Source organism: Vibrio cincinnatiensis, from assembly GCF_022113815.1.
Lineage (GTDB): Bacteria > Pseudomonadota > Gammaproteobacteria > Enterobacterales > Vibrionaceae > Vibrio > Vibrio cincinnatiensis_A.
On record NZ_SGOM01000007.1, the window covers coordinates 91852 to 116335 of the forward strand.

Below are 24484 nucleotides of genomic sequence, written 5' to 3' on the forward strand. Positions count from 1 at the left end.
GAGTTGTTGCGTTTTTTGTTACGCTAATGATTTTTTTATAAGTTGTTTGAAAAACGCTATGAGTGTAATGGTGCATATGTGTCAGGTCAATATGTTCTGTTTAAATAATCGCCACGGAGAGGGGGCTGTTTCATTTTTAAAACGTTCTCTTGATGGTTCGGAAATACAGTGTTGTAGGGAGTAGAGTAGAATGATGGCTGCTTTTCTGACACTTTTCTCGTAAGATCTTGTGGCGTACAAAGGTTAACACTCACCGTGTGCAATGGTACTATACGCGCCGAACAATTTGGCGATGTGCCACTTTTTAGAGGTGTATCGCTCTAACCAACGAGATAGGTATGAAACATACAGTTGAAGTAATGATTTCTGAACAAGAGGTTCAGGAAAGAATTCGTGAGTTAGGTCAACAAATTACCGAATATTATCAAGGCAGCGAAGACCTCGTTCTGGTCGGTCTTTTACGTGGCTCCTTTGTCTTTATGGCGGATCTGGCACGGGCCATTTCGTTGACTCATCAAGTGGATTTTATGACGGCCTCTAGCTATGGGAATAGTATGGAAAGCTCCCGAGATGTCAGAATATTAAAAGATCTGGATGATGATATTAAAGGTAAGGATGTCTTGCTGGTAGAGGATATTATTGATACCGGAAATACGCTTAATAAAGTGAAAGACTTTTTGTCTCTGCGTGAACCTAAATCAATCAATATTTGTACTTTGCTTGATAAGCCTTCTCGTCGTGAAGTAAATGTCGATGTTCAATGGGTTGGTTTTGAAATCCCTGATGAATTTGTGGTTGGCGTAGGGATTGATTACGCACAAAAATACCGCCATTTACCTTTTATAGGCAAAGTGATCCCTCAGGAATAGTGGCTTATTTCGATAACACAATGCCCACGAAAGTGGGCATTGTGTTTTTTGAACTCAAGAGCACAACGTTATCTTGTTTAACGGCACAAGAGTGTATGTTGTGGGTTGAGGATCTTCTCTAAAGCATTACGGTAGCTTTCATCTACCAACTCTTGAGAGTCACAGCGAAGACCGAGATATTCTAATTTTCCATCTTCAATACCATAAACAACACCATGCAGTTCCACATCCTGCCCACGCTGCCAAGCATTTTGCATAATCGTTGAATTACCCAAATTATACATTTGTTCGGCAACATTGAGTTCTGCCAGTTTATCGGAACGATCTTTCTCTGGCATTTTTTCTAAGTAGGCGCGGTGTTTAAAGTAGAGATCTCGAATATGTAGCAGCCAGTTATTGATGAGGCCTAATTGGGGGTTATCTATCGCTGCAGTCACACCACCACAACCATAATGGCCACAAATAATAATGTGTTTTACCTTAAGCACATCCACTGCATACTGAACGACGGATAAGCAGTTTAAATCTGTATGGATCACTTGGTTAGCAACGTTTCGGTGAACAAATAATTCTCCCGAATAAAGCCCAGTAAGCCTTTCTGCTGGTACTCGGCTATCTGAGCAACCAATCCACAAAAAATCAGGATTTTGCCCTTTAGCGAGTTTGGCAAAGTATTCTGGTCGTTCTGATTTGATCGATTCTGACCAACGTGAATTATTTTCAAAAAGCTGTTTAAGTTCTGGCATCTTAGTTCCCTTTATTGATTGAGCCAACTATACACAATGTCATTACGTGATTCTCTGAAAAAAGTGTTAACAGCCTACTCATCTGAGCAGTTAATGTAAGTCAATTTTTTGCAAGATATTGTTGAGAAGTATGAGAACCGAAACACATTATAGGTAGATTTTTATGTAAGGTACATTGCCTTGGTCAATGCGTTTGCTTGGTTGATAGATTGGTTTGATGTAATGTTTTTTGACGGCATTATAAATGGATATATTTGTATTCAAGGGTTGAAAATACAGTGGCTAAGCAGCACATCTATCAAGTTATCACTGTAAGAGTTTGCCACCATTATGTATGCATTAGAAATCGATCAGTTGCGTAAAACCTATCAAGGTGGTTTTGAGGCGCTGAAAGGGGTCAGTTTAACCGTTAAAAAGGGAGACTTTTACGCTTTACTTGGCCCTAATGGCGCAGGTAAATCCACCACCATTGGTATTATTTCCTCCTTAGTGAATAAAACCTCCGGTCAGGTAAAAGTTTTTGGTCACAATATCGATACCCATCTTGAACAAGCCAAACAACATTTAGGTTTAGTGCCGCAAGAGTTTAACTTCAATCCTTTTGAAACGGTTGAACAGATTGTGATGCAGCAAGCGGGCTATTATGGGGTGTCAAAGTCGCTAGCGAAAGAGCGAGCAAAAACCTATCTGACTCAGTTAGATCTCTGGGATAAGCGTAAAGAGCGGGCTCGTAACCTTTCTGGGGGGATGAAACGCCGGTTGATGATAGCTCGTGCCTTAATGCATGAGCCACAACTGTTGATTCTTGATGAACCGACTGCGGGTGTTGATATTGAGTTGCGCCGCTCAATGTGGGCATTTTTAAAGCAGATCAACCAGCAGGGGATTACCATCATTCTAACAACTCACTATCTTGAAGAAGCTGAGATGCTCTGTCGTCATATTGGCATCATTAATCGGGGGGAGCTAATCGAAAATACTACAATGAAAGGGTTGCTGAGTAAGCTAAGTGTAGAAACCTTTATTCTGGATATTGATGACGAACGTCTATTACAGCCACTGAACGATGTGATTTCTCAGCAGATTGTTGATGGGTCATTAGAGATTGAGCTAGAAAAAAGCCAAGGGCTGAACGCTGTCTTTACACAATTGACTCAACAGGGGATCAACGTTCTTTCTATGCGTAACAAGGCAAACCGTTTAGAAGAGTTATTTGTTAGCATCGTTCGTGATCAAAGTCAGGGGAAAGCGTAATGTATTCAATCTATTGGACCGCTTTTTGTAGCTTGCTGCGTAAAGAAATTACACGTTTTACACGGATTTGGGTTCAGACGTTAGTTCCGCCAGTGATCACCATGAGCTTATATTTTGTGATTTTTGGCAACTTGATCGGTTCTCGGATCGGGCAGATGAATGGTTTTAGCTACATGGAATATATTGTACCCGGTTTGATTATGATGTCGGTGATCACCAACTCGTACTCCAACGTGGCGTCTTCTTTTTTTAGTGCTAAGTTTCAAAAAAATATTGAAGAACTCTTGGTCGCCCCCGTTCCCAATTACGTTATTATCGCTGGGTATGTGATGGGGGGCGTGACTCGAGGTTTATTGGTTGGGGCATTAGTCACAACGGTTTCACTCTTATTTGTGAATTTAAGTGTGGAGCATTGGGGAATCATTTGTGCAACGGTCTTTTTAACCTCGGTGGTTTTTGCTCTGGGCGGTTTAATCAATGCCGTTTTTGCCAAAACATTTGATGATATTTCCATTATTCCGACCTTTGTCCTAACACCGCTGACCTACTTAGGTGGTGTGTTTTATTCGATCAGTTTATTACCCGATTTCTGGCAAGGTGTTTCGAAAATAAACCCTATAGTTTATATGGTTAATGCGTTTCGATATGGATTCTTGGGTGTGTCTGATGTGGATATTGTGACGTCATTCAGTGTACTGGGGATCTTTGTTGTGATGCTTTATGCCATTGCGCATTATCTGGTTACGAAAGGAAAAGGGTTACGCAGTTAAACGCTGAACTGTGGAGTGATGGGACTATTCTATTGACATCGCTTCTTTCTGTTATGCATGTGCTCTTAATAAAATGGTCATTCCCACAACAGTGAGAATGACCATTTTGTATTTGCGGGGAAAGTGTCGAACTATTCTTCTTCAGAACTCTCTTTGCTGTCGCCGGAGAGATCAAGAACTTGGTTATCAATTAGACGGACTTTACCTAAGTGAGCCGCAATCAAAATAACCGCTTGTTTACTCTCGCTACTGATGGGTTGCAATGTTTGCGCATCTCGGATAAAAATTTCATCCGGTTCAATATCTGCAGCGCGTAACTGATCAACCGCATCCTCAATAATAGAGGCGTAATCATCACGTCCTCCCCGGATAGCACTACTCATCCAACGCATGGTTCTTGCGAGAACGGGGGCGCGCTGACGTTCATCTATGGTCAGTAAATTGTTGCGAGAGCTCATGGCTAGCCCATCCATTTCTCGGACTGTCGCGACACCAACAATATTAATATCTAAACAGAGATCGTTCACCATCTGGCGAATGATCGCCAATTGTTGGAAATCTTTCTCGCCAAAGCAGGCGATATTGGGCTGCACAATATTAAATAGTTTGCTAACAATGGTGGCAACGCCGCGGAAATGGCCTGGGCGAGATGCCCCTTCAAGCATATGCGAAAGTCCTGGAACTTCGACAAACGTTTGTTTATCTAATCCATGGGGATACATCACATCTGGGGTGGGCGTAAAGACGAGATCAACCCCTTCACTGTTTAATTTGTTCAGATCTTCATCCAGTGTACGCGGGTAGTTATTGAGATCATCTGCTCGATCAAACTGCATCGGATTGACGAAAATACTGACCACAACGATGTCAGCTAGCTCGCGTGCTTTACGGACTAGGGTCAAATGACCTTCGTGTAAATTGCCCATTGTCGGAACAAAAGCCACTTGGCGACCATCACGCTTATACTGTTTGATCTGCTCACGAAGAGCTGAAATATCAGCAAAAGTCTGCATGGAGTACTCCTTTAGGCAATAGTGTGTGCATCATCAGGGAATGCGCCGCTGGTGACATCAGCCATATATTTAGCAACGGCTTGGCGCATATCACCGGTTTCTGCGAGAAAATCTTTCGAGAATTTTGGCATGTAGTTGGCCGAAATACCAAACATATCGTGCATAACCAAAATTTGTCCGTCTGTTCCATTTCCTGCACCAATACCAATGACAGGAACATCCAGCAATTCAGTGATTCGATTTGCAAGGCTTGCGGGGACACATTCCAGTAATATCACTTGGGCCCCGGCTTCTTGTAGGGCGATCGCATCTTTAACCATGCGATCGGCTTTATCTTGTTCGCGGCCTTGGATTTTATAACCACCAAAAATATTGACAGATTGAGGGGTCAGGCCTAGGTGAGCACAAACAGGAACCGCCCGTTCAGTGAGCATTTTTACCGTATCGACCAGCCAGTCTCCCCCTTCAATTTTTACCATATTGGCACCGGCCCGAATTAAGGTAGCCGCTTGCTCACAGGCTTGCTCTGGGGTTGCATAGCTCATAAAGGGCATGTCTGCCATTAATAGGCAATTGGGGCTACCTGCACGAACGCAGCGCGTATGATAGGCTATCTCATCTACTGTGACGGGGAGCGTGTCACTTTTGCCTTGTAGAACCATCCCCAGTGAGTCACCGACTAATAACACGGGCATTTCTTGGCTTTCAAACAGTTGGGCAAAACTTGCATCATAAGCGGTCGACGTTGGAAATTTGTGGCCTTCCTGTTTCCACTTCATCAGATCATTAATGGTGATTTTTTTCATTCGATATCCTTACTTGCCGTTGGCGACGGCCAAATACTAAGCCCATTACGTGCTACTTGGCTCAGTAGATCACTAAGCTTAGTTCCATCGGGAAGCTGTAAATTCGGGGCTATTTCATACAGTGGATAAAGGACAAATTCACGAACACTCATACCATAATGTGGTACGGTTAATCGCTCACAATCCACCACTTCCTGTCCATAGAGCACAATGTCTAAATCGAGCGTTCTAGGTCCCCAGCGCTCAGCTTTACGTTCACGCCCTTGCTGTTGTTCAATGGTTTGAGTGCAATCGAGCAATTCAAGTGGGCTTAATTGTGTTTTTATGGCCACAACGGCGTTGATGTAATCGGGCTGATCTTGTGGCCCCATCGGTGTACTGGAGTACAACGATGATGCGACAATAAATTGGGATTGAGGCAGTGTTTTTAAAGCCTCAATGGCTTGCTTAGCTTGACTTACCGGATCACCAATATTGCTACCGATAGCGATATAAGCGGTGATCATGATTCGCTTTTACCTTTCGGTTTCCGTTTCCGATTTGAAGGTTTACGTCGGCGAGGCCCTGATTTATTACTTTCAGTACTGTTACCTAGGTCAGCGACCATGGCTTGGCGCATATTGCGTCCAGCATTTTGGAAAGTCTGCCACCAATTCGCTAGCTGTTTGACCTCTCCACCTTCAATTTCTCCCCGCATTTCCAGAAAATCGAATCCAGCTCGGAATTTATTTAATTCAAGTAGTCGGAATGCTCGTTTACCGGTACGGCGTGGCAAGCGAAGCTGCATTTGCCAAATTTCGCGAATCGTTGTGGTATGACGACGTGGAATCGCAATGGATTTTACCACTTGATCGAGGATCTTATTGCTGGCTTCCATCACAGCATCGTAGAAATTATATTGATGCGTTTCCATTATCTGTTCGGCCAGCTTAATCATCGGATACCAGAAGAAGGCGGCAAACATAAAGGCCGGGTTAATTCGTTTCCCTTCTTCAATACGGATATCGGTAGAATCTAGAGCTAAATCCAGCATTTGTTCCGTTAATGAGGAATCATCATCCGTAAAATGCTCGGCTACCTGTGGGAAGAGTTGTTGGAACAAATTGTACTCTCTCATCAGGTGATAGGTTTCTAACCCATAACCAGTTTGTAGCATTTTCAATGACTCTTCATAGAGACGAGCTGATGGAATATCTCGTAACAGCGGTGCTAATTGTTCAATAGGGGCTGCGGTATCTTCTTCGATATCAAAGTCTAGCTTAACGGCGAATCGGATCGCTCGTAACATTCGGACAGGATCTTCTCGATAACGTATTTCAGGATCACCAATAAGGCGAACCAGTTTATCTTCAAGATCTTCCATCCCCCCAGCATAGTCATGGATACTGTAATCTGCGATGCTGTAATACATGGCGTTGATGGTGAAATCACGACGTTCAGCATCTTCATCAATGGTGCCATAGACATTATCGCGCAGTAACATGCCTGCCTCTGATTGAGCCGCGATATGTTGGTTGGTTTCTTGATGGTGCCCACGGAAGGTGGCGACTTCAACAATATCGCGTCCAAACATAATATGAGCAAGACGGAAACGACGTCCGATCAAGCGGCAGTTGCGAAAGAGCTGACGAATCTGCTCTGGTGTCGCATTGGTGGCGATATCAAAATCTTTTGGAGTGGCGCCGAGTAATAAGTCTCTGACGCCGCCTCCCACTAAATAAGCTTCAAAGCCTGCACCATGTAACCGATACAAGACTTTGAGTGCATTTTCACTGATCGACTGCCGAGAGATATTGTGCTCTTGGCGAGTGATGATATTGAGCGCTAACTCAGGATAACCGTGAGGTTCGCGTGGTTCTAGTTCATTATTATTCATGTGCATCTGACAATGATTGGTGTTGGCTATTCAAGCGTTGTGGTGCACCTTTTCTGGCTTAAATGGGCCGAAATTTCGGCTAATAATAGCGTACACAGCGCCTTTTGAGAATCACGGTGTGATCTCTGTCTCTTCTGGCAATTGTTCTATCTGCCAGTTCTGGCTGCCCCAAGTGATCATTTCTTCGAGTCGAGCATCCATAAAATCTTTTGGTATATCAAAGCCTAAAAACGTCATTGCCCGAATTAATGTCGGTTTTGGCTGGTCAATATTAATGGCCGTTGCATGGTTTTGTTTGGAAAGTTTATTTCCGTTGTTATCCATCGCCAATGGTAAATGTAAGTAGCTAACCGGCTTTTGTTGCAAACTGTGATATAGGCTGATTTGCCGCCCCGTAGGTTCAATCAAATCTGCTCCACGTACCACTTGTGTGACGCCTTGCTGAATGTCATCAATCACGACCGCAAGGTTATAAGCAAACAGTCCATCCCGTCTTTTGATAATGAAATCTTCTTCCGCTAAGGCATGGGGAATCGTAATTTTTCCCTGTTTCAAATCGATGAATGAGTAGACGGGGTGATCCATTCGCAAACGAATCGCACTCGATGGCGTTTTATCTAGCGCTAAATGGCGACACGTGCCAAGGTAGTAGCCTCCTGCCTGTTTTACCTCTTTACGAGAGCACTGACAATAGTAAGCTTGTCCCGATTGTAACCATGTCTCTATTTGGGTTTGATAAAGTTCATGGCGTTGACTCTGATAAACCACTTCGCCATCCCAGTGTAAACCATAAGCCTCTAACGCTTGTAAAATCCATTGTGCGGAACCGGGCATTTCTCTGGGGGGATCGAGATCTTCAATACGTACAATCCATTGACCTTGTTGGCTGCGCGCCTGAAAGTAACTGCCTAGTGCTGCAATCAGTGAGCCAAAATGCAATGGGCCAGATGGTGATGGGGCAAAACGACCAAGATAATTCATAGTTGTCACAATCAAATTCAATGAAAAGATAGGGCTAACTCATCGAAAGCGCAGGGATTGTAGCCTGTAATACAAGCAAAAAGGGAGCATTTTGCTCCCTTTTTATTATTGACCATCCTCACAGAAGAGGTTAACCCATCATCTGTTTTTCTTTGATTTCAGCCAGTGTTTTACAATCGATACACAAATCAGCCGTTGGACGGGCCTCTAAGCGACGAACACCGATTTCCACGCCACAAGATTCGCAAAAGCCGAAATCGTCTTCTTTGATCTTATCGAGCGTTTTTTCAATTTTCTTGATTAAACGGCGTTCACGATCTCGGTTACGCAGTTCCAGGCTGAATTCTTCTTCCTGAGATGCGCGATCCACGGGATCGGGAAAGTTTGCCGCTTCATCCTGCATGTGGTGGACCGTACGATCGACCTCTTCCCTAAGCTGGTTACGCCAAGCTTCTAAGATTTTTGTAAAATGAGCGATCTGATCCGGTGACATATACTCTTCACCGGCTTTCTCTTGATACGGCTCAACACCTGCAATGGCTAGGATGCCTAGCGTTTTCTTTTTGGATTCTGGCATACAGCATCTCCTACTAACACCTAGTCAACTGCGAGAGCAGTTAATTTAAGGCGGGTATCTATAGCAAAAAGAAGTGGGCGAGGCAAACACTGAATCGTAAAGTTATCGTCAATGTGAAGGTGACATCATTTTTTTACTATGGATGTACAAATTCTATTGGTGATATTAAACGGATTTCTTGCTCTGAAAGTTGTGCTTTGTAACACAGTACTTCTACGCCCGCTTCTTGAGCCATTGTTAATAATTGTGAATAGTTCGCGTCTATATGGTGAGCAGCAGAGACTTTTTCAATCCCTGAATGTAAAACAGCAAATAAAAGTACGGCTCTGCTTCCATTTTTCGCCATTTCTGCCAATTCACGTAAATGTTTTTGACCTCGAGTGGTGACCGTATCGGGAAAATAGCCTTGGCCCATGGATGATTCGAGCCCATTGTTCGTGAAAGAATGCCCGTCCAGCAAGGTGACACTTTTCACTTCTATATAGCAATTGGGTCGTTGTGGTGCGGTGAGCAAGATATCAATTCGGCTATTTTCTTGGCCATATTTCACTTCTGTGAGTAGCTGTTCATAGCCTTGTAATTCTTTTATCGTCCCACTGTGAATGGCCTCAACGGCTAAGGCATTTGCGCGGGTGGTATTGACACAAATACGATGTCCGGCGGTGGTTTCTGTCAACTCCCAGCTATGAGGATATTTACGTTTAGGGTTATCGGAAGTGGAATACCAGACGGTGCTTCCTACTTCGGCACATCCAGTCATGGCTCCGGTGTTGGCACAGTGAATGGTGCATTGATCTCCGTTACTTAATGTAATATCAGCAAGAAAACGCTTATAACGCTGAATTAATAGTGCTTTTTTCAGTGGAGGAATAAACTGCATCGGGTCGGCCTGTGACTAAGAAGAATAAGAGGGAGTTTAACCATAATATCGCGGATTGTTCCACAATCCTGAACCGAGATGCTGGACAAAAATAGACGCAAGGTACAAGGTAATGGAGAGTGATATACAGGCCTGAGCAGGAGGGCATTATGTATCCTTTTAATCATATTTTGTATGTCTGTACTGAGCAGGCTGATGAACAAGCTTTAGCTCATGCCGCCCATTTAGCCTCGAATTCACAAGCCAAGTTATCCATTATTTATGTGCTAGAAAAAGATAACCATGATTTTGGTAAATTGGATGAAATTGAGCACAGCATCCTTGTCTTTCAAAGAGACAAGATTACCCGACAATGTCAACACTTGGCACTGGATCCCTCTGTGCAAGTTCATTTAGTGATGGGCAAGTTGTATCTAGAAGTGATTCGTGCAGCATTAAGAGAACAGGTCGATTTAGTCATTAAGGAAGCCGAAAACCCGCATTGGTCAGACAGTTTATTTGGAAGTAATGATATTCATCTGTTGAGAAAGTGTCCGTGTCCTCTGTTATTGACCAAACCGAACCTGCCCTTATCTGGGTATAAAAATATTCTTGCGACCGTTGACTTTGGGGTGTTTGAGCAACAGAACCATCTTAATAACAAAATTTGCCAGATGGCCTTTCAGCTTGCATTAGGAGAGTTTGCTCAACTACACGTTGCGAATGCTTGGGATATCCCTTATGCCGGTTTTGCCAGCATTTGGGGGCGGAAAACAAAGAAAGTGAAGCTCGGATGTGGCAAGGAGAGCAGCAGCGTCGCTATCAGCAGATTGAGCAACTGATTCAGCCTTTGGTATCACAAACAGAAGGGTTCGCTCAGACACAAGTGCATTTGCCACAAGGAAAACCCGTAGATGTTCTTCCTCCTTTAATCGCCGCTCATGAGATTGATTTGGTGGTGATGGGGACGCTTTCTCGCACCGGAATCAGCGGCATGTTAATTGGCAATACCTCAGAAGAGATCATCAGTCAGTTAAATTGTTCTGTTTTGGCCTTAAAACCGGATCACTTTGAAACACCAGTTACGCTAGAGCCTCCCTATTCAAGTTAAATCGTTTGTGGGCGAGCTTCTTGCGGCGCAAATAGTGTGGATCTTTTATTTGATAAGGAACGTGAGGCTATTTATTCCCTAAGCTTCTTATGTACAATGTGACGCCCATTTTAGAAAGGACGCCACTTTGTCAGATCTGCCCATTGATGTTGTGATCCCTGAGTTATTGACGGCGATTCAACATTTTCCACAAGTGATTCTTAAAGCGCCTCCCGGTGCGGGTAAATCGACGCAATTTCCTTTAGCTTTACTGCGTTCTGCGCAAGTGAAGGGAAAGGTTGTGATGCTGGAACCTCGACGATTAGCCGTTCGTAATATTGCTCGCTATCTGGCTCAACAATTGGGTGAGAATGTGGGGGAAAGTGTCGGTTATCGAATTCGAGGAGAAAGTCAGGTCAGCGCGAAGACTCGATTGGAGATCGTCACAGAAGGGATCCTGACTCGGATGATTCAACATGACCCTGAATTGACTGGGATTGACCTTTTAATCTTTGATGAATTTCACGAGCGTAGTCTACATGCTGACATGGCGCTGGCCTTAAGTTTAGAAGTGCAAATGGCACTACGAGAAACGCTAACCATTGTGGTGATGTCGGCTACGTTAGATCAGCAAGCCTTACAAGGCCTCCTACCAGAAGCGCGTTATATTGAATCTCAAGGCCGCTGTTATCCGGTAGAGATTCGCTACCAACCACTGAAAGAACATTTCCCACTGATTCATGGTGTTGAACAGCAGATCCGGGCCTTGCTGGCTCAGCAACCGGGATCGTTATTGGTATTTTTACCGGGGAGTGGGCTGATTCGCCAACTGCAAGAGCGATTGAATGATCTCCCGAGTGATATTGATGTTTGCCCCTTATATGGTCAATTACCGTTTGCTCTGCAACAACAAGCGATAACCCCAGCGCTTCATGGACGGCGTAAAGTGGTTCTTGCTACCAATATTGCTGAAACCTCATTGACGATAGAAGGCATTCGACTGGTTGTCGACAGCGGATGGGAACGTCGTGCTCGTTTTGACCCCAAAACCGGGATCACGCGCTTAGAGCAAGTTCGCATTGCACAATCTTCTGCGCAGCAAAGAGCTGGGCGTGCTGGGCGGTTGGAAGCCGGGTTGTGTGTTCGGCTTTATAGCGAAGCGCAATTTAATCAGCAGCCATCGGTTCCGGCTCCAGAAATTTTACACAGTGACTTAACCGCTTTCGCTTTAGAGTTAGCTCAATGGGGGGCGCAACAAGCCAGTGAACTTAAGTGGTTAAATTTACCGCCATCTGCCGCCTTAAGTCAGGCGCGTGATGTATTAACGGCATTACAACTGATGGATGGACGAGGTCAGTTAACGTCAAATGGACAAGCGGCTCATCGCTTAGGTATTGAACCCCGTATGGCTGCTATGTTGTTGTGGGCGAAGGAAAAAGGCTCTCAATATTTACACTCTGCTTTGGCGCTGGCCGTTTTAGTGGAAGAACCTGAGCATCAAGTTTTAGACCTTCAACATAGCCTACATCGCTGGCAACAAGGGGAGCACCGTAAAAGTCAACCTATGGAGCAACGAGCCCAAACATTAGCGCAGCAGTTACAAGGTCAGTTTTCACTGCAGAAGGTTGATCCTGATCGAATGACCATGGCGGCTTGTTTTGCTTTTTCTGAACGTATTGCACAACAGCGGGGACAGTATGGGCATTATTTACTGGCGAATGGGCATGGTGCATTTGTTCATGAAACCCACCCGCTAGGCAGCCAGCGTTACTTACTGGCCGTAGACTTGATGCGAGGCCAGCAACAATCGAGTCAGATATTCTCCGCATTAACGGTCGATATTGAACAACTTTTTAAAGAAATTCCCACGCTCTTTTCTGAACAAGAATGGGTTGATTGGGATGAGAAACAAGGGCGTTTAGTCGCTGAATGTCAACGACGCATTGGGCGTTTGGTCATTCATCGTCATGCTCTTGCTGAGCCCAGTTTAGAAAAAATGACCCAAGCTTTGCTTAATTATGTCCAACGCAAAGGGCTTTCCGTGTTGAATTGGAATCCAGAAAGCCAAGAGTGGCTAGCAAGAGCGCGTTGTGCTTGTGAATGGTTACCCGAAGAAGCATGGCCTGATATGAGTGATGAAGGGTTGTTAACGGCATTAGAGCAGTGGTTAGCGCCTTATTTAATAGGTATTCGCTCAGTAAAAGAGCTACATAGCGTCTCCGTGCTTGATGCCTTGATAGCCTATGTGGCTTGGCCGTTGAATCAGCAATTAGATGATTGGTTACCGACTCATCATCAACTGCCGACGGGAAATCGAAAGAAGATTCGCTACCAAGCCGGCTGCGATCCAATACTGTCGGTTCGTATGCAAGAGGTGTTTGGGGAGCAAAGTTCACCGCTGATAGCGAAAGGACGAGTTGCGATTGTGATGGAGTTATTATCACCGGCTCAACGGCCTTTACAAGTGACGCGTGATTTAGCCAGTTTTTGGCAAGGGGCGTATCGTGAGGTCCAAAAAGAGATGAAAGGTCGCTATCCTAAACATGTTTGGCCAGATGACCCAGCCAATCACAGTGCAACAACAAAAACCAAACGGCACTTAAACCAATGACACAGAAAAAAACGCCGACCAAACGGTCGAGCAGCAGAAAAAAGCCCCATTCGAAAGCCAAGAAAACCTCATGGTGGTTACGTTTATGGGGAGTGGTTTGGAAAGGATCATTCGCACTTGCGGCGGTGCTGCTGTTTAGTGGCTTGTACCTAAACAGTGTGGTTAAGCAACGCTTTGAAGGGCAATTATTCGATTTGCCAACCGTTGTTTATGCTCGGATCTTAACCTTACAGCCTGGGGATCAAGTTACCTTGATGGAAGTGCGTAATGAATTGGATGTGTTGAATTATCGAAAAGTCGCGCATCCTCGCTTTCCCGGAGAGTACTCTTCATCCTCGACTAAGATCGAGTTGATTCGTCGCCCATTTGAATTTTCTGATGGCCCGGAGCCGGATCGCCATGTCATGCTCTCTTTTGATCAACAAGCATTAACCCATATTCAATCTCTTGAACAGCGAGGTCAGCTTGGTTACCTGCGTCTCGATCCGAAAATGTTGGGCATGTTAGAAAGAGATGTGATTGAGCAGCGGCTCTTTTTACGGCGTGAACAATTTCCTGAAGTGATGGTTGATGCGTTATTAGCCACGGAAGATCGCTATTTCTATCAGCATGATGGTATCTCTCCTTTCTCGATTGCTCGGGCCATGTTAGCCAATATTAAGGCGGGGCGAACGGTACAAGGCGGGAGTACCCTGACTCAACAGTTGGCGAAGAATATCTTTTTGTCTAGTGATCGAACGTTATGGCGTAAATTGCGCGAAGCTTATATGGCTTTGATCATTGATTACCGTTACAGCAAAGATCGTATTTTGGAGGCTTACCTAAACGAAGTCTATTTGGGACAGAATGGGAAAGAAGCCATTCACGGTTTTGGACTTGCCTCTCGGCTTTATTTTGGTCAGCCTCTGCAAGAGTTACGTATTGATCAGCTTGCTCTGTTAGTGGGGATGGTAAAAGGACCTTCTTATTACCATCCGCTACGCTATCCTGAACGAGCCAAAGAACGACGGGATTTAGTATTAAAGCTGATGTTGGAACAAAATATCCTCACCGCGAAGCAGTATGAACAGGCCGTTTCTCGCTCACTGGATGTACAAAAGCATCCCCATATTGCCAGCCGACAGCCGGCTTACTTCCAACAACTGTCTATTGAATTGAAAGAGAAGGTTGGTGAGCGGTTTCAAACAGATAAAGGGTTACGAGTGTTTACCTCTTTAGATCCTGTTTCACAGGCAAAATTGGAACAAGCTATTTCTCATCAAGTCTCACTATTGGCCAAAAAAGCAGGAAATGAGTTAGAAGCCGCAGCGATCGCGGTCGATCGTTCCAGTGGTGAAATTCGTGCGATGGTCGGAGGAAAGCGTACTGGATATGATGGTTTTAACCGGGCATTGAATGCCAGCCGTCCGATTGGGTCACTCGTAAAACCGGCGGTTTACCTCACCGCATTAGCACAGCCAGAAAAATATCACCTTGCGACGACCTTAATGGATAAGCCGATCAGCCTAAAAGGCAGTGGCGGCACCGTATGGACGCCCCGCAATTTTGATCGCCAATATCGAGGCGAAGTGCCTTTGTATCAGGCTCTTGCTCAGTCCTTGAATGTCCCTACGGTGCGGCTAGGAATGTCTCTTGGAATCGATGCTGTTTCTAAAACATTGCAACAGTTAGGGGTGAATCGAAATGAAATTCGCCCGGTCCCTTCTATGTTTTTGGGATCCTTCTCTCTTACGCCTTATCAGGTTGCTCAGATGTACCAAGCTATCACCAATTCGGGTAAAAAAGCGCCGCTTTCAGCGCTGAGATCGGTGTTAGATATACAGGGAAATGTGCTTTATCAATCCATTCCCAAAGCGTCACCGGTGGTGGATCAGCAAGCTGCGTGGCTTACCACTTATGCAATGAAACAAGGGGTGATACAAGGAACTGGGCGCTATTTGAATAATCAGTTCGCTTGGGCCGCTTTAGCGGGAAAAACAGGCACCAGTAGTGATCGTCGTGATAGTTGGTTTGTCGGAGTCGATGGGCGGGAAGTGACCACCATTTGGCTTGGGCGAGATGATAACCAACCAACTCAGTTAACTGGATCGAGCGGAGCTTTGCGAGTCTATGCGGAATATTTACAGCATAGAATTCCGGAAAAATTACTGCTCCCTTGGCCGCAAGGGATGAGTACCTTTGGGTTTGAGAAAACACCATCTGGAGCATTGAAACTGGATTGTGATAATCGTTTTACTTTGCCAGTTTGGGATACGTCGGGCGCTTTGAAACAACAGTGTGAGAATCGCCCCAAAGAATGGTTGAAAAATCTCTTCCGGTGGTAGATGGGCGCGTTTATAGTAACTTGATTTTAAAGGATTAGAGGAACTCGATGTGAGGCGTTGGCAACTCGGTATCATAGGGATGATGGTTATCATGTTTCCTTGGCATTCTTGGGCTCAAGCGAAGAATGTTCAACAAACGCCCTTAAGTCACCCTCGTCCGGTGATTGCTCTGGTTCTGGCTGGAGGCGGTGCTAAGGGGGCTGCCCATATGGGCGTTATCAAAGCGCTGGAAGAGATGAAGGTACCCGTGGATATTGTACTGGGAACCAGTATGGGGGCATATGTCGCGGGGCTTTATGCTACTGGCATGTCGGCCGATGAGATTGAAGATGTTATCTACAGTGTTAACTGGAATTCAGGTTATCGTGATCGCGTTAGTCGTAGTCAACGCCGAGTTAGAGATAAAGAGTATGAAGACCGTTATCAATTAACCACGGATCTTGGTGTCAGTTGGGATGGGATCCGTGTGCCTCGTGGAGTGGTGCAAGGGCAGAGTATGCTGCGTATTTTGCGGGAAACATCAGGAAATTTACTGCCCTTTGCCTCATTTGATGACTTAGTCATACCTTATCGAGCGGTTGCAACCGATATTATTCAGATGCAACAAGTGGTGTTGGATCACGGTTATTTAGTTGATGCAATGATGGCCAGTATGTCTGTACCCGGAGCTCTGCCACCTTATGAGATGGATGGACGCTGGTTAGTCGATGGTGGCATAACCAATAATATGCCCGTCGATATTGCCCGCCAGATGGGGGCTGACATTGTTATTGCGGTGGATATTAGTTCAGATTATAAGCAGCAAGATACGTTCAGTAGTTTTTTGAGTGCGGCGAATCAAATCTCCAATTACTTAGTCCGTAGAACAACAGAGCGTCAGGCTAACACCTTAACCGAGCACGATATTTTACTTCATCCCGATGTTGGCTTGATGGAAACAACGGAGTTTGACAAAATGCCGGATGCCTTTGCTGAGGGTTTTCAGGTTGCGATTGAAAATCAAGCACGTTTGAAAGCATTAGCTCTCAGTTCCGAACAATATCAAGCGTATCAAAATGCGAAAGCTGTTCGACGCAGCCAGCTTCACTATACTGACGCATTAACCATCAATAATGTGAACATTCGTAATCACTCCCACTACAGTGATCGTTTACTGCAAAATCGGCTCAACCTAAGGGCAGAAGATACCCCATCGACAGAGGATATTGAGTCTAGCGTACAAGATCTTTATGCTTTGGATCGTTTTAAGTTGGTGCGCTATCAGTATGAGCAGCAAGATGAGGAAACCAACCTGCTGATTGATGTCCATGAGAAACCGTGGGGCCCCAATTACCTGAATTTCCGCTTTTTCTTAGAAGATGATTTTAATGTAGATAGCCAGTATTCCATCGGCGCTTCACTCAACTTTACCGACATCAATACCCATGGGGCAGAGTTGGCTCTGAATATGGATATTGGCACGGATAAAAAGCTCGAAGCTGAACTGTATTCCCCGTTTTTATCGAGCCAAAAAACCTTCACAACGCTGGCTGTACGTTATACGGACGACAATCGAAATGTACCGTATTCCGGTTTTGATGACACGAGTTTGTCGGCTTCTCGTAATTATATTCCAACCAGTTATCGAACCTTTACTACAGAATTGGCACTCGGTTACCAGCACACCCTTTGGCGAGAGTTTAAGATGGGGGGGCGCTACACGGATGGGTCAGCGGGTTATGCGACATTGCCTGATTATGCGGATGTGAAATTTAAACGTAAAGGAGTCTTCTTTAATTATCGAGTTGATACGTTAGACGATTTTAGTTTGCCACGTGAAGGGCTCTATCTGAATTTAGAATATGTCGTTTCCCATGATGATATTGATGCAGATGTGGATGGATTAGTTGAACATTCAACCGATACCGTATTCGAAATGTCGGCAAAATTGATGGGGGCGCATAGCTTTGGACGCCATACTTTGGTCGCAAATTTAGATTATGGAGAAGTAAGAAGTAAAAACTCCCTCACCCCTATTGATCCCAAAACGATTGGTGGTTTTTTAAACCTATCAGGGATCCCTCGTAATAGTCTAATGGGGCAGAATAAGGCGTATACGAGTTTAGTTTATCGCTATCGTTGGTTTGATAACGATTTCGGCTTATTTACCTCCCCCGTGTATTTGGGGACCTCATTAGAATATGGGGGGATCTGGTCTGATCCAGAATTGAATGTTGATACGGCTCCTATGTATCTTGCTGGCTCTATTTTTACCGGAGTCGATTCACCCATTGGTCCCGTGATGTTTGGTTATGGGCGCACAGAACAAAATTTTGATTCTATCTATCTGATTGTCGGGACCACGTTTTAATTCAGATAAATAGGAAGCGACAAGATTAAACTTTCGTCTTAACTTGCTATGTTGGTCAACATGATGAGATTTTAATTTATCGTTAATTTTGCTATTCTGTGGCCCACAGTTTGGCCTCTAGGGCGCTGTTTCTCAGTCAATTTGAATGAAAACATGGGCAACGGAGAGCCAAGTTTCCAAGGATGTTCACTCACCTTTCAATAATAATTTGGGTGAACCGCAATGAGAGGAAAAAGTCGTGCTTGAAGCCTATCGTAAACACGTCGCAGAGCGTGCTGCTGAAGGAGTTGTACCTAGACCTTTAGACGCTGAGCAAGTTGCTGGACTTGTTGAATTACTGAAAAATCCCCCACAAGGTGAAGAAGCGTTTATTCTTGACCTGCTTGAAAACCGTATTCCCCCTGGTGTTGACGAAGCTGCTTACGTAAAAGCCGGATTTTTAACAGCAGTAGTAAAAGGTGAGGTCTCCTCTCCTTTGGTAAGTCGTGAAAAAGCAGCACAACTGCTTGGCACCATGCAAGGTGGTTATAATATTGAACCCTTGGTTTCACTGCTTGATGATAACGAGCTTGCACCGATTGCCACCACTGCACTTTCTCACACCTTATTAATGTTTGATGCCTTCTACGATGTCGAAGAGAAAGCTCAAAATGGAAATACCTTCGCCAAACAGGTGATGCAATCATGGGCTGAAGCAGAATGGTTTCTCTCCAAACCGGCATTAGCTGAAAAAATCACACTGACCGTATTTAAAGTAACGGGCGAAACGAATACTGATGATTTATCACCAGCTCCAGATGCTTGGTCTCGTCCTGATATTCCTGTGCACGCATTAGCCATGCTGAAAAATGAGCGTGAGGGGATTGAGCCTGATGACGCCGGAAAAGTGGGACCAATCAAACAGATTGAAACCTTAAAAGAGCAGGGCCATCAGTTGGTTTATGTGGGCGATGTGGTTGGTACAGGCTCTTCACGGAAATCAGCCACAAACTCCGTGCTTTGGTTTATGGGCGATGATATCCCATTTGTGCCTAATAAACGGGCAGGCGGGTATGTCCTAGGTGGAAAAATCGCGCCTATTTTCTTTAATACGATGGAAGATGCTGGCGCTCTACCTATTGAGGTGGATGTTTCTAAGCTCAATATGGGGGATGTGATTGATATCTATCCTTATGAAGGAAAAGTTTGCCATCACCAAACGGGTGAAGAACTGGCTCGTTTTAAACTAAAAACCGATGTGTTAATTGATGAAGTGCGTGCTGGTGGTCGTATTCCGTTGATTATCGGCCGTGGTTTAACCGATAAAGCACGTGAGTCATTGGGCCTTGAACCTTCGACAGTATTTCGTCGCCCATCACCCGTTGCAGAAAGCAACAAAGGGTTCACTCTAGCGCAGAAAATGGTGGGTAAAGCGTGTGGTGTCGCGGGAATTCGTCCCGGCACTTACTGCGAACCTAAGATGACGACCGTCGGTTCACAAGATACAACAGGGCCTATGACTCGTGATGAACTCAAAGATCTTGCTTGTCTGGGCTTCTCAGCTGATCTTGTGATGCAGTCTTTCTGTCATACTTCAGCTTATCCTAAACCTGTTGATGTGAATACACACCATACGTTACTGGATTTTATTATGAATCGTGGTGGGGTTTCACTACGTCCAGGGGATGGCGTTATCCACTCTTGGTTAAACCGTATGCTACTGCCAGATACGGTTGGTACGGGGGGAGACTCTCATACTCGTTTCCCTCTGGGGATTTCATTCCCAGCAGGCTCGGGTTTAGTGGCGTTTGCAGCTGCAACGGGTGTGATGCCGTTGGATATGCCAGAATCGATTTTGGTCCGCTTTAAAGGAAAGATGCAGCCAGGTATTACCCTGCGTGATTTAGTCCATGCGATCCCTTATTACGGGATAAAGCAAGGGTTACTGACTGTTGAAAAAGCCGGAAAAATCAATGAGTTTTCTGGTCGAGTGCTAGAAATTGAAGGGGTGGAACATTTAACTGTTGAGCAAGCGTTTGAGCTATCTGATGCTTCTGCTGAGCGTTCCGCTGCGGGGTGTACCGTCAAGTTATCCAAAGAATCCATTGCTGAGTACCTTAACTCCAACATTACCATGCTTAAGTGGATGATTGCAGAAGGGTATGGCGATCGTCGTACGATAGAACGCCGAATTAAAGCGATGGAAGAATGGTTGGCCAATCCACAGTTGATGGAAGCCGATAAAGATGCAGAATATGCGCATGTCGTCGAGATAGACTTGGCTGAGATTAAAGAGCCGATTCTGTGTGCGCCGAATGATCCTGATGATGCACGTTTGCTGTCAGATTGTGCTGGAACTGAAATTGATGAAGTTTTTATCGGTTCTTGTATGACAAACATCGGTCATTTCCGTGCCGCCGGAAAGTTAATTGAAAAATATAATGGCCAGCTTGAGACGCGCCTTTGGGTTGCGCCGCCGACTAAGATGGACCGAGATCAACTGACTGAAGAGGGTTATTACGGCATCTTTGGGCGTGCAGGGGTTCGTATTGAAACGCCGGGATGTTCACTCTGCATGGGTAACCAAGCACGTGTTGCTGATAAAGCAACGGTTATGTCAACATCAACGCGTAACTTCCCGAACCGACTTGGAACAGGAGCAAACGTCTACCTAGCTTCAGCGGAATTATCTGCTGTTGGTGCAATTCTTGGCCGAATTCCGACCATGGATGAATACCTTGAGTACGCAAAGCAAATTGATGCTACCGCCGCTGATACTTATCGTTATTTGAATTTCCACTTGATGCCGAGTTATACCGATAAAGCAGACAGTGTCATTATTCAACAAGCGGTATAAGCTCACTTTCAATCCAGCCGCCTTCTTTGAAGGCGGTTTTTTTTGATTTTAATTTTCCCCTTGTCTACATAGACAAGGGTTTTTTGTATGATGTGCATTCAATTTATGATGATGGCGATAAACGATGGAATATCAATTTACCCGTAATACGTTACTGGATCAGTACAGTGTACGCTGTGAGATGGGGTTTGAAGTTATTGCTCGTTGGTTGCAAGAAGAAATAGCGACAGATTGCACAAAGATCGATCAAGTTATGCACCTAATTAAGCGAGCCCAACAGCAACCTAACCAAGAATTACGTTGGCTTGGACGAGAAATCTCCTTGTTGTTTAGTGATGATGAAGTAACGGTTCAAGAAAATACCTTGCTACAAGAGCAGGAATTACCCAGTGAAGAAGCGTTTGATTTCTATGATTGTGAAAGTTTTGCTCAATGTGGCTTACATGATTTTCAGCAATTATTGGATCAATGGCGAGAGTTTGTCACGGGGCGTTGAGCAAAAGCTTGCACTCGTGTGGTGAAAATGAACTACCTTGCTTTATATCAGGGAAATGGACGCACTATGATGGTGCGTTTGTTATTTTTACTGACAATAAAAAATCATATTTTTATTTATATTCAATCAGTTAATAAGTTGGCACGCACCTTGGATTAACTGAAGAGTAAATGGACTACTGCTTCAGAGAGGATACGATGAAACTGATTAACGCCATAATTAAACCCTTCAAATTAGATGATGTACGTGAAGCCTTAGCCGATGTTGGCATTGAAGGCATGACGGTTTCTGAAGTCAAAGGTTTTGGACGCCAGAAAGGACACACTGAGCTTTATCGTGGAGCTGAGTACCAAGTGGACTTTCTTCCCAAAGTCAAAATCGAAATCGCCACCCAAGCGGATAATGTTGATCGAGTATTAGAAGCGATCATTAAAGCCGCTCATACGGGAAAAATTGGTGACGGAAAAATATTTGTTTACGACTTAAGCCACGCAGTTCGCATCCGTACTGGCGAAACTGATGGCGAAGCACTTTAAGATTCAAAGGATTGGAGATAATAACTATGGACTTGTCAGTGACAGTAACAGAACTGCGCTATGCACTGGATACCTTCTTTTTCCTGATTTCAGGCGCGTTAGTCATGTGGATGGCAGCCGGATTTGCCATGTTAGAAGCCGGATTAGTTCGTTCAAAAAACACGACAGAAATTTTAACGAAAAACTTTGTTCTATATGCAATAGCATGTACAACGTACCTGATTGTTGGCTACAACATCATGTATATAGGGAACAGTGAAGGGGGGTGGTTACCTTCAATTGGTACGCTTATCGGTAGCCAAGATGCAGGGGCTGATCACTCGTTAGAATCAGACTTCTTCTTTCAAGTGGTGTTTGTTGCAACAGCTATGTCGGTTGTCTCAGGTGCGGTAGCTGAACGCATGAAGTTGTGGGCATTCTTGATTTTTGCCGTTGTACTGACATCTTTCATTTACCCAATACATGGTTATTGGACATGGGGTGGCGGTTTCTTAGCGGAGGCTGGGTTTAGTGACTTTGCTGGTTCAGGCATTGTACATATGGCTGGAGCTTCGGCTGCACTGGCTGGCGTATTATTGCTGGGGGCTCGTAAAGGCAAGTACGGTAAAAATGGCGAAATCTATCCAATTCCAGGCTCAAATATGCCACTTGCAACATTAGGTACCTTCATTTTGTGGTTTGGCTGGTTTGGTTTCAATGGTGGCTCACAACTGATGGTGTCAGATTTTGAGAATGCCACAGCGGTAGGGCAAGTTTTCCTGAATACTAATGCAGCAGCAGCAGCGGGTGCGATTGCCTCTCTGTTGGTATGTAAAACCACTTGGGGTAAAGCGGATTTAACTATGGTTCTCAATGGTGCATTGGCTGGTTTAGTCGCCATTACTGCGGATCCTCTGTCGCCATCACCACTTTATTCTGTGGCCATTGGTGCTGTTTCTGGTGTGATTGTTGTCTTTAGCATTATCGCTCTCGATAAGTTAAAAATTGATGACCCTGTTGGGGCGATTTCTGTACATGGTGTGTGTGGCTTCTTTGGTTTGATGGTTGTTCCACTTAGCAATAGTGAGACAACGTTCAGTGCTCAATTCTTGGGGGCTGCCACCATTTTTGTATGGGTATTCATTGCAAGCTTAGTGATATGGGGAATTCTTAAAGCCACCATGGGAATTCGTGTCTCTGAGGAAGAAGAGATGGAAGGGATGGACATGCATGATTGTGGTGTTGATGCTTATCCTGAGTTTGTTACAGTTAAGTAATAATTAGTTACAAATGCATCTAAAAAACCTGCCTTTTGTGGCAGGTTTTTTATTTCTCATGATTGTTTTATCTGGTTTGGGTAATATAATAAGTGAAATTGATAAGTGTTATCATTACTAATCTTAAGGGACTGAACCATGAAAAAACTGCTCACTCTCACTGCTATTGCATGCAGTACCTTATCGCCGATGGTCATGGCTGCGCAGGAAGTGAACGTCTACTCCTATCGTCAGCCTTTTCTGGTCGAGCCGATGTTTGATGAGTTTACGAAAGAAACAGGGATTAAAGTCAATGTTATGTTTGCGAAAACCGGCATTGCTGAAAAATTGGTTCAAGAAGGGGAATACAGTCCTGCTGATGTCATCTTAACGGTCGACATCAGTCGCTTAGCTGAATTAACCGATAAAAATTTACTGCAACCCGTATCCAGTGATGTGATTGAAGCGAATGTGCCAGCTCAATATCAAGACAAAGAAAATGAATGGTTTGCGTTGACGACTCGTACTCGGAGCGTTTATTCATCTCGGGAGCGTGTGGGTAAGTTAGGCGATGCTTTTCACTATGAAGATTTAGCGAAACCAGAATTCAAAGGGAAAATTTGTACACGCAGTGGTAAGCATCCTTATAACGTGTCACTGGTTTCAGCCATGATTGCTCATCATGGTGAAGCGGAAACGAAGCAGTGGCTCGAAGGGGTGAAAGCGAATCTCGCTCGTAAACCGCAAGGAAATGATCGGGGCCAAGTGAAAGCCATTAAAGAAGGTTTATGCGATGTTTCCCTCGGGAACAGTTACTATCTTGGTGCGATGATAAACGATGCGAAGCAAAAAGCTTGGGCGGATGCGGTTTACATTAATTTCCCGAATCAACAGACCACTGGGACACATGTCAATATTTCAGGTATGGCAATGGCAAAATATGCGCCAAATAAAGAGAATGCGCTAAAGTTAATGGAGTTTTTGACAGAAGATAAAGCCCAGCAGATGTATGCTGAAGTCAACTTTGAGTATCCGGTGAAACCGGGTGTGGCTCGTTCTGCACTAGTTGCTTCATGGGGGGATTTTAAGGCGGATACCATTTCACTCGATGATATTGCATCACATCACAGTGCTGCGGTGAAGCTGCTGGATGAAGTTAAGTTTGATCTGTAAATCAAATTGGCAGAGTGCTATTTCTCTGTTTTATTAAAAGTGACACAAGATATTTTTAAGGTTCTCGATATGTCATCAAGCC

General features: G+C 44.6%; 21 protein-coding genes. 13 read left to right on the forward strand and 8 right to left on the reverse strand.

Going from position 1 to position 24484, the window contains the following annotated elements:
* The first annotated feature begins 338 nt into the window (after window positions 1-338).
* Window positions 339-869 carry a hypoxanthine phosphoribosyltransferase gene (gene hpt / locus EXA13_RS10495; RefSeq protein ID WP_238133137.1) on the forward strand — a complete coding sequence of 177 codons (531 nt, stop codon included), beginning with the start codon at window positions 339-341 and terminating at the stop codon, window positions 867-869.
* 77 nt (window positions 870-946) lie between these two features.
* Here the strand turns inward: hpt and can are convergent, their stop codons facing one another.
* A complete protein-coding gene (gene can / locus EXA13_RS10500) occupies window positions 947-1615 on the reverse strand; it encodes a carbonate dehydratase (protein ID WP_238133138.1) in 669 nt (222 codons plus the stop codon).
* Window positions 1616-1945: 330 nt separating this feature from the next.
* Here can and EXA13_RS10505 point away from each other — a divergent pair, with 330 nt between their 5' ends.
* Entirely contained in the window at window positions 1946-2869 is a 924-nt protein-coding gene (locus tag EXA13_RS10505; protein WP_238133139.1) for an ABC transporter ATP-binding protein, read from the forward strand.
* Window positions 2869-3639: an ABC transporter permease gene (locus EXA13_RS10510; RefSeq protein ID WP_238133140.1), complete on the forward strand. Its 771-nt coding sequence runs from the start codon at window positions 2869-2871 to the stop codon at window positions 3637-3639. The genes EXA13_RS10505 and EXA13_RS10510 overlap by 1 nt, the downstream gene beginning before the upstream one ends.
* Window positions 3640-3770: 131 nt before the next feature.
* Here the strand turns inward: EXA13_RS10510 and panC are convergent, their stop codons facing one another.
* The 7 genes from panC to sfsA all read right to left on the reverse strand — a co-directional run bounded on the left by panC (window position 3771) and on the right by sfsA (window position 9772).
* Window positions 3771-4652 (reverse strand): pantoate--beta-alanine ligase, encoded by an 882-nt coding sequence (gene panC / locus EXA13_RS10515; protein WP_238133141.1) that lies wholly within the window; start codon window positions 4650-4652, stop codon window positions 3771-3773.
* Between the two features lie 11 nt (window positions 4653-4663).
* On the reverse strand, window positions 4664-5458 hold the full coding sequence (panB, locus tag EXA13_RS10520) for a 3-methyl-2-oxobutanoate hydroxymethyltransferase (RefSeq protein ID WP_238133142.1): 795 nt from the start codon (window positions 5456-5458) through the stop codon (window positions 4664-4666).
* Window positions 5455-5964: a 2-amino-4-hydroxy-6-hydroxymethyldihydropteridine diphosphokinase gene (gene folK, locus EXA13_RS10525; protein WP_238133143.1), complete on the reverse strand. Its 510-nt coding sequence runs from the start codon at window positions 5962-5964 to the stop codon at window positions 5455-5457. The genes panB and folK overlap by 4 nt, the downstream gene beginning before the upstream one ends.
* Entirely contained in the window at window positions 5961-7334 is a 1374-nt protein-coding gene (gene pcnB / locus EXA13_RS10530) for a polynucleotide adenylyltransferase PcnB (RefSeq protein WP_238133144.1), read from the reverse strand. Before pcnB ends, folK begins: the two co-directional genes overlap by 4 nt.
* Before the next feature lie 111 nt (window positions 7335-7445).
* Window positions 7446-8315 carry a tRNA glutamyl-Q(34) synthetase GluQRS gene (gene gluQRS, locus EXA13_RS10535; RefSeq protein WP_238133145.1) on the reverse strand — a complete coding sequence of 290 codons (870 nt, stop codon included), beginning with the start codon at window positions 8313-8315 and terminating at the stop codon, window positions 7446-7448.
* A gap of 130 nt (window positions 8316-8445) precedes the next feature.
* The gene (gene dksA, locus EXA13_RS10540) at window positions 8446-8892 is read right to left on the reverse strand and encodes an RNA polymerase-binding protein DksA (RefSeq protein WP_238133146.1); all 447 of its coding nucleotides are present in this window, start codon (window positions 8890-8892) and stop codon (window positions 8446-8448) included.
* 136 nt (window positions 8893-9028) lie between these two features.
* Window positions 9029-9772: a DNA/RNA nuclease SfsA gene (gene sfsA / locus EXA13_RS10545; protein ID WP_238133147.1), complete on the reverse strand. Its 744-nt coding sequence runs from the start codon at window positions 9770-9772 to the stop codon at window positions 9029-9031.
* Window positions 9773-9921: 149 nt separating this feature from the next.
* Between sfsA and EXA13_RS10550 the strand changes: the two genes are divergently transcribed.
* The 10 genes from EXA13_RS10550 (at window position 9922) to EXA13_RS10595 (ending at window position 24402) form a co-directional block, all read left to right on the forward strand.
* Window positions 9922-10593 carry a universal stress protein gene (locus tag EXA13_RS10550; RefSeq protein WP_238133148.1) on the forward strand — a complete coding sequence of 224 codons (672 nt, stop codon included), beginning with the start codon at window positions 9922-9924 and terminating at the stop codon, window positions 10591-10593.
* The gene (locus EXA13_RS10555) at window positions 10545-10862 is read left to right on the forward strand and encodes a universal stress protein (RefSeq protein ID WP_238133149.1); all 318 of its coding nucleotides are present in this window, start codon (window positions 10545-10547) and stop codon (window positions 10860-10862) included. Before EXA13_RS10550 ends, EXA13_RS10555 begins: the two co-directional genes overlap by 49 nt.
* 127 nt (window positions 10863-10989) lie before the next feature.
* Complete coding sequence (hrpB, locus tag EXA13_RS10560) at window positions 10990-13452, forward strand: ATP-dependent helicase HrpB (protein ID WP_238133150.1); 2463 nt, start codon at window positions 10990-10992, stop codon at window positions 13450-13452.
* Complete coding sequence (mrcB, locus tag EXA13_RS10565) at window positions 13449-15776, forward strand: penicillin-binding protein 1B (protein WP_238133151.1); 2328 nt, start codon at window positions 13449-13451, stop codon at window positions 15774-15776. Before hrpB ends, mrcB begins: the two co-directional genes overlap by 4 nt.
* Before the next feature lie 79 nt (window positions 15777-15855).
* Window positions 15856-18126, forward strand: coding sequence for a patatin-like phospholipase family protein (locus EXA13_RS10570; RefSeq protein WP_269136922.1), 2271 nt, complete (start codon window positions 15856-15858; stop codon window positions 18124-18126).
* Window positions 18127-18364: 238 nt separating this feature from the next.
* On the forward strand, window positions 18365-20962 hold the full coding sequence (gene acnB / locus EXA13_RS10575) for a bifunctional aconitate hydratase 2/2-methylisocitrate dehydratase (RefSeq protein WP_238133152.1): 2598 nt from the start codon (window positions 18365-18367) through the stop codon (window positions 20960-20962).
* 124 nt (window positions 20963-21086) lie between these two features.
* A complete protein-coding gene (locus tag EXA13_RS10580) occupies window positions 21087-21458 on the forward strand; it encodes a YacL family protein (RefSeq protein ID WP_238133153.1) in 372 nt (123 codons plus the stop codon).
* A gap of 197 nt (window positions 21459-21655) precedes the next feature.
* Window positions 21656-21994 (forward strand): P-II family nitrogen regulator, encoded by a 339-nt coding sequence (gene glnK, locus EXA13_RS10585; RefSeq protein ID WP_078926064.1) that lies wholly within the window; start codon window positions 21656-21658, stop codon window positions 21992-21994.
* 26 nt (window positions 21995-22020) lie between these two features.
* Window positions 22021-23250 carry an ammonium transporter gene (locus EXA13_RS10590; RefSeq protein WP_238133154.1) on the forward strand — a complete coding sequence of 410 codons (1230 nt, stop codon included), beginning with the start codon at window positions 22021-22023 and terminating at the stop codon, window positions 23248-23250.
* Window positions 23251-23388: 138 nt separating this feature from the next.
* The gene (locus EXA13_RS10595; protein WP_238133155.1) at window positions 23389-24402 is read left to right on the forward strand and encodes a Fe(3+) ABC transporter substrate-binding protein; all 1014 of its coding nucleotides are present in this window, start codon (window positions 23389-23391) and stop codon (window positions 24400-24402) included.
* Window positions 24403-24484 lie beyond the last annotated feature (82 nt).

Excerpts from the sequence above, each read along its gene's own strand:
- hpt (WP_238133137.1), top strand. The coding sequence starts at position 339 with ATGAAACATACAGTTGAAGTAATGATTTCTGAACAAGAGGTTCAGGAA.
- can (WP_238133138.1), bottom strand. The coding sequence starts at position 1,615 with ATGCCAGAACTTAAACAGCTTTTTGAAAATAATTCACGTTGGTCAGAA.
- EXA13_RS10505 (WP_238133139.1), top strand. The coding sequence starts at position 1,946 with ATGTATGCATTAGAAATCGATCAGTTGCGTAAAACCTATCAAGGTGGT.
- EXA13_RS10510 (WP_238133140.1), top strand. The coding sequence starts at position 2,869 with ATGTATTCAATCTATTGGACCGCTTTTTGTAGCTTGCTGCGTAAAGAA.
- panC (WP_238133141.1), bottom strand. The coding sequence starts at position 4,652 with ATGCAGACTTTTGCTGATATTTCAGCTCTTCGTGAGCAGATCAAACAG.
- panB (WP_238133142.1), bottom strand. The coding sequence starts at position 5,458 with ATGAAAAAAATCACCATTAATGATCTGATGAAGTGGAAACAGGAAGGC.
- folK (WP_238133143.1), bottom strand. The coding sequence starts at position 5,964 with ATGATCACCGCTTATATCGCTATCGGTAGCAATATTGGTGATCCGGTA.
- pcnB (WP_238133144.1), bottom strand. The coding sequence starts at position 7,334 with ATGAATAATAATGAACTAGAACCACGCGAACCTCACGGTTATCCTGAG.
- gluQRS (WP_238133145.1), bottom strand. The coding sequence starts at position 8,315 with ATGAATTATCTTGGTCGTTTTGCCCCATCACCATCTGGCCCATTGCAT.
- dksA (WP_238133146.1), bottom strand. The coding sequence starts at position 8,892 with ATGCCAGAATCCAAAAAGAAAACGCTAGGCATCCTAGCCATTGCAGGT.
- sfsA (WP_238133147.1), bottom strand. The coding sequence starts at position 9,772 with ATGCAGTTTATTCCTCCACTGAAAAAAGCACTATTAATTCAGCGTTAT.
- EXA13_RS10550 (WP_238133148.1), top strand. The coding sequence starts at position 9,922 with ATGTATCCTTTTAATCATATTTTGTATGTCTGTACTGAGCAGGCTGAT.
- EXA13_RS10555 (WP_238133149.1), top strand. The coding sequence starts at position 10,545 with ATGTGGCAAGGAGAGCAGCAGCGTCGCTATCAGCAGATTGAGCAACTG.
- mrcB (WP_238133151.1), top strand. The coding sequence starts at position 13,449 with ATGACACAGAAAAAAACGCCGACCAAACGGTCGAGCAGCAGAAAAAAG.
- EXA13_RS10570 (WP_269136922.1), top strand. The coding sequence starts at position 15,856 with ATGATGGTTATCATGTTTCCTTGGCATTCTTGGGCTCAAGCGAAGAAT.
- EXA13_RS10580 (WP_238133153.1), top strand. The coding sequence starts at position 21,087 with ATGGAATATCAATTTACCCGTAATACGTTACTGGATCAGTACAGTGTA.
- glnK (WP_078926064.1), top strand. The coding sequence starts at position 21,656 with ATGAAACTGATTAACGCCATAATTAAACCCTTCAAATTAGATGATGTA.
- EXA13_RS10590 (WP_238133154.1), top strand. The coding sequence starts at position 22,021 with ATGGACTTGTCAGTGACAGTAACAGAACTGCGCTATGCACTGGATACC.
- EXA13_RS10595 (WP_238133155.1), top strand. The coding sequence starts at position 23,389 with ATGAAAAAACTGCTCACTCTCACTGCTATTGCATGCAGTACCTTATCG.